General features: G+C 68.7%; 7 protein-coding genes. 2 read left to right on the top strand and 5 right to left on the bottom strand.

The window, feature by feature from the left end; genetic code table 11:
• The 4 genes from APM_RS08970 to APM_RS08985 all read right to left on the bottom strand — a co-directional run.
• The coding region (locus tag APM_RS08970; RefSeq protein WP_007423052.1) for a pirin family protein at positions 1 to 396 on the bottom strand (396 nt) is incomplete at its 3' end.
• 80 nt (positions 397 to 476) lie between these two features.
• A complete protein-coding gene (locus APM_RS08975) occupies positions 477 to 926 on the bottom strand; it encodes a MarR family winged helix-turn-helix transcriptional regulator (RefSeq protein ID WP_007423051.1) in 450 nt (149 codons plus the stop codon).
• Positions 927 to 938: 12 nt separating this feature from the next.
• The gene (locus tag APM_RS08980; protein ID WP_007423053.1) at positions 939 to 1,817 is read right to left on the bottom strand and encodes a universal stress protein; all 879 of its coding nucleotides are present in this window, start codon (positions 1,815 to 1,817) and stop codon (positions 939 to 941) included.
• Positions 1,818 to 1,863: 46 nt separating this feature from the next.
• Complete coding sequence (locus APM_RS08985) at positions 1,864 to 2,904, bottom strand: rod shape-determining protein (RefSeq protein WP_011942154.1); 1,041 nt, start codon at positions 2,902 to 2,904, stop codon at positions 1,864 to 1,866.
• 275 nt (positions 2,905 to 3,179) lie between these two features.
• Between APM_RS08985 and APM_RS08990 the strand changes: the two genes are divergently transcribed.
• Positions 3,180 to 3,434 carry a YMGG-like glycine zipper-containing protein gene (locus tag APM_RS08990; protein WP_048858383.1) on the top strand — a complete coding sequence of 85 codons (255 nt, stop codon included), beginning with the start codon at positions 3,180 to 3,182 and terminating at the stop codon, positions 3,432 to 3,434.
• A gap of 65 nt (positions 3,435 to 3,499) precedes the next feature.
• Here APM_RS08990 and ndk read toward each other — a convergent pair whose 3' ends face one another.
• Positions 3,500 to 3,922: a nucleoside-diphosphate kinase gene (gene ndk, locus APM_RS08995; protein ID WP_007423055.1), complete on the bottom strand. Its 423-nt coding sequence runs from the start codon at positions 3,920 to 3,922 to the stop codon at positions 3,500 to 3,502.
• Between the two features lie 94 nt (positions 3,923 to 4,016).
• Between ndk and APM_RS20335 the strand changes: the two genes are divergently transcribed.
• A partial coding sequence (locus tag APM_RS20335; protein ID WP_007423056.1) for an ATP-binding cassette domain-containing protein occupies positions 4,017 to 4,162 on the top strand: 146 nt, incomplete at its 3' end.

Raw genomic sequence — 4,162 nt, forward strand, 5'->3', positions numbered from 1 at the left:
GCGCGTGGCCCAGCCGGGTTCGACGCCGCGGCGGTCCGGCATGATCCAGATCTGGAACAGGCGGGTGGGTTCGTCCTCGAGATTGTATTCGGCGTGGACGATGCCGGTGCCCGCATGCATCACCTGCACGTCGCCGGCGCGGGTGACGCCGCGATTGCCGAGATTGTCCTGATGGGTGATGGCGCCCTGGCGGATGAAGGTGACGATTTCCATGTCGCGATGCGGATGCGGGTCGAAGCCCGTCTGCGGCGCGACCTCGTCGTCGTTCCAGACGCGCAGCGCGCCCCAGCCCATGCGGGCGGGATCGCGATAGCTGCCGAAGCTGAAGTGGTGATGCGCGTTCAGCCATTCGTTGCGGAAACGGCCGATCGAGTCGAAGGGGCGGATGTCGATCATCGTCTTTCTCCTGCACGACCCACCGCGGTGAGGCGTGATATTATTCGATATCGAACGATATAGGCCGTCTCGACCGGCGTTCAATCCCCGGCCGCCGCCAGGCCGAGCCGGCGCAGCAGCGCATCGAGCGCCGCGAGATCCTTGCCGTCGAGCCCGCCCATCGCGGCGGCGATGTCGCCGGCGTGGCGGGGGAACAACTCCTCGATGAAGCGCCGGCCGTCGGCGGTGAGGACGACCCGGACGCTGCGGCGGTCTTCCGGGCACTGGACACGCTCGACAAGGCCGCGGCGGGCCAGCTTGTCGATCACGTCGGTCAGGTTGCCGGGGCTGGTGAGGAGCTTGCGGGTGAGGTCGCGCTGGGTGAGGGGGCCGAGATGCAGCAGCGCCTCGAGCACGCCGAGCTGGACATGGGTCAGGCCGGCGGCGGCCAGCCGCGCCTGCGTGCGGGCGAGAACGGCGTGGCTGGCCCGCATCAGCTTCACATAGGCCCGGACCGCCGCTTCCGTGGCCTCGTCCTCGACGCCGAACATCCGCGCGCCTGTCTACCGGTTCATCAGCACCGCCAGCCGCGCGTGCTCGAGGACATGCCGCGTCACGCCGCCGAGGATGAGCTGGCGGAGGCGGGAATGCGAATAGGCCCCCATGGCGAGCAGGTCGGCGCCGAATTCGGTGACGGCGGCGAGCAGGCCGGCGCCGGCGCTGCGGTCGATGGCGCGGAACTCGGTGATGTCCGCGGCGATGCCGTGCAGTTCGAGATAGCTGGCGAGCTGGTCGGCGGCGGGACCCTGGCGCTGATAGTCGTTCGAGTGGAAGATGCGGACCTGCTGCGCGCCGGAGAGCCAGGGCAGCACGGAGGCGACGGCCGAGGCGCTTTCCGCGGTGCCGTTCCAGGCGATCGCGATCCGGGAGCCGATAATCTCGGCCGGCTCGACCGGGGCGATCAGCGCCGGGCGGCCGGAATCGAACAGCACGGCGTGCAGCGCGTCGGCGGAGGCGACTTCCTCGGCCGATTTCGGATGCGGGACGACGATGAGATCGGACAGGCGCGCCTCGCTGGCGACGAGTTCCTCCTCGCGGCCGACGATCGAGCTGAACCAGGCACTGGCCTGGCCGACGGCGCCGCTGGCGTCGCGCACCGGCGCGCCGACGGCGATGCCGTGGGCCGCGGTTTCGGCGTCGAACAGCGCCGACAGCGCCCTGGCCTCGGTGTTGCCCTCCTTCTCGGTGGTCGCCATCATCTCCTCGATCATGGCGCCGGAGAGCCCTTCGCCCGCGAGGGGGGCCACATCGCGCGTGTCGGTGCGGACGTGAAGGGCGTGGACATGGGCCCGCCAGCGCGCCCCGAGCATCAGCGCCGTGCCGAGCGTGGCACGGGCGGAAGCAACGCCCGCGAGGGGCAGCAGGATCTTGCGGATCGCCATGTTCAGTTCCTCCAGACCGCTACGATGCACACCCCGGCGCCGGCGATCAATACATCGTCGACAGCACGGAGCGCAGACGCTTGAGTTCCTCGAGCGCGCGGCCGGTTCCCTTGGCGACGCATTGCAGGGCCTCGTCGGCGACGACGACCGGCAGGCCGGTGGCATCGCGCAGCACGTCGTCGAGGCCGCGGAGCAGCGCGCCGCCGCCGGTCAGCACGATTCCCTTGTCGACAATGTCGCCGGCGAGTTCGGGCGGCGTGTTCTCGAGGGCGACCTTCACGGTCTCGACGATCTGGCCGACCGGCTCGGCGAGGCTCTCGGCGATCTGCGCGCGGGTGACCCTGACCTCGCGCGGGACGCCGTTGATGAGATCGCGGCCCTTCACCTCGTGCCAGTCATTGTCGGTCAGCGGGTCGGCCCAGGCGGCGCCGATGTCGAGCTTGATCTTCTCGGCCGAGGATTCGCCGATCAGCAGGTTGTGGCCGCGGCGGAGGTAGGAAATGATCGCCTCGTCCATCTTGTCGCCGCCGACGCGGACCGAGCGGGCATAGACGATGCCGCCGAGCGAGATCACCGCGACCTCGGTGGTGCCGCCGCCGATGTCGACCACCATCGAGCCCGAGGGCTCGGTGACCGGCAGGCCGGCGCCGATCGCCGCGGCCATCGGCTCCTCGATCAGCAGCACCTTGCGCGCGCCGGCGCTCTCGGCACTTTCCTGGATGGCGCGGCGCTCGACCGCGGTGGAGCCGGAGGGGACGCAGACGATGATCAGCGGCGAGGCGAAGCCGCGCCGGTTGTGCACCTTGCGGATGAAGTGCTTGATCATCTCCTCCGCCACCTCGAAATCGGCGATCACGCCGTCGCGCAGCGGGCGGATGGCGGAGATGTTGCCCGGCGTGCGGCCGAGCATGTGCTTGGCCTCCTCGCCGACGGCAAGCACCTGCTTGCGCCCCTTCACCTCGGCGATCGCGACCACAGAGGGTTCATCAAGAACGATGCCGCGCCCCTTCACGTAGACGAGCGTGTTGGCGGTGCCCAAGTCGATGGCCATGTCGGCGGACATGAGCCCGAGAAGCCTGGAGAGCATGAAATCCTTTCCGCGCGGCCAGGCCGGGTTCGGGTGTGATCCCGGGCACTGGTTCCCAGTCAAGCAATGGTTCAACAACGTGGTCTGGTAACGCCCCCTTCCGGGAGTGTCGATGCAGGGGCCGGATTACAGGCTGTAAACGCGGTTCACAAGGCTGCGGAGCGGCGATGCCACGAAGTCGCCCGATTGTCGCCGTTACAATGCCGACATGCGGGGGCCATGCAGTCGCAACGCGAAACCCTATATCGCTTGAAACAAAACAAGGAGATCCCGAAATGACTGTGAGATCGAAACAGGTGCTAATCGTTCCCGTGCTGCTCTCGGTGGTGGCGCTGGGGCTGGCGGGTTGCGGCTATACGCCCGGCCAGCGGGCTCTCTCCGGCGGCGCGATCGGCGCGGGCACCGGTGCGATCCTGGGGGCTGCGACGGGCGGCTCGGCGGCGACGGGCGCGCTGATCGGCGGCGCCGTGGGCGCGATCGGCGGCGCGGTGACCAATCCGAACCAGGTCAATCTCGGCCGCGCGCCCTGAGACCCGCGTGACCGCGGCATGAAAAAGGGGGCCCGAGGCCCCCTTTTTTGCATGTGCCGGTCAGATCAGCCGACGATCTCGACGCCGGCGAAGAAGAAGGCGATTTCCTGCGCCGCGGTGTCCGCCGCGTCGGAGCCGTGGACGGAGTTCGCCTCGATGTCCTCGGCGAATTCGGCGCGGATGGTGCCGGCCTCGGCCTTCCTGGGGTCGGTCGCACCCATGATCGCGCGGTTGCGGGCCACGGCATCGTCGCCTTCCAGAACCTGGACGACGACCGGACCCAAGGTCATGAAGCTGACCAGCCCGGCGAAGAACGGACGCTCCTTGTGGACGCCATAGAACGCCTCGGCCTGGTCCTTGGTCAGGCGGATGCGCTTCTGGGCGACGATGCGCAGACCCGCTTCCTCGAACTTCGCATTGATGCGGCCGGTGAGGTTGCGGCGCGTGGCGTCGGGCTTGATGATCGAGAGGGTGCGTTCGGTTGCCATGGGGAGCCTCGTGTCTGGAGTTGAGCCGTCGCGCGCGCCCTTACAGGGCCGGGCCGGGGTGGGCAAGTCCCGGCTTGTGCGATAGCAAGCGGCCATGAGCCTGTTGCGGATCGAAGACCTGTCCTTTTCCATTGCCGGCCGCGCCCTGCTGGAAGGGGCGGGGCTGGTCGTCGATCCCGGCCGCAAGATCGGCCTGATCGGGCGCAACGGCGCTGGAAAATCCACACTTCTGAAGCTGAT

Source organism: Acidiphilium sp. PM (assembly GCF_000219295.1).
In the GTDB taxonomy this organism is placed as follows: domain Bacteria; phylum Pseudomonadota; class Alphaproteobacteria; order Acetobacterales; family Acetobacteraceae; genus Acidiphilium; species Acidiphilium multivorum.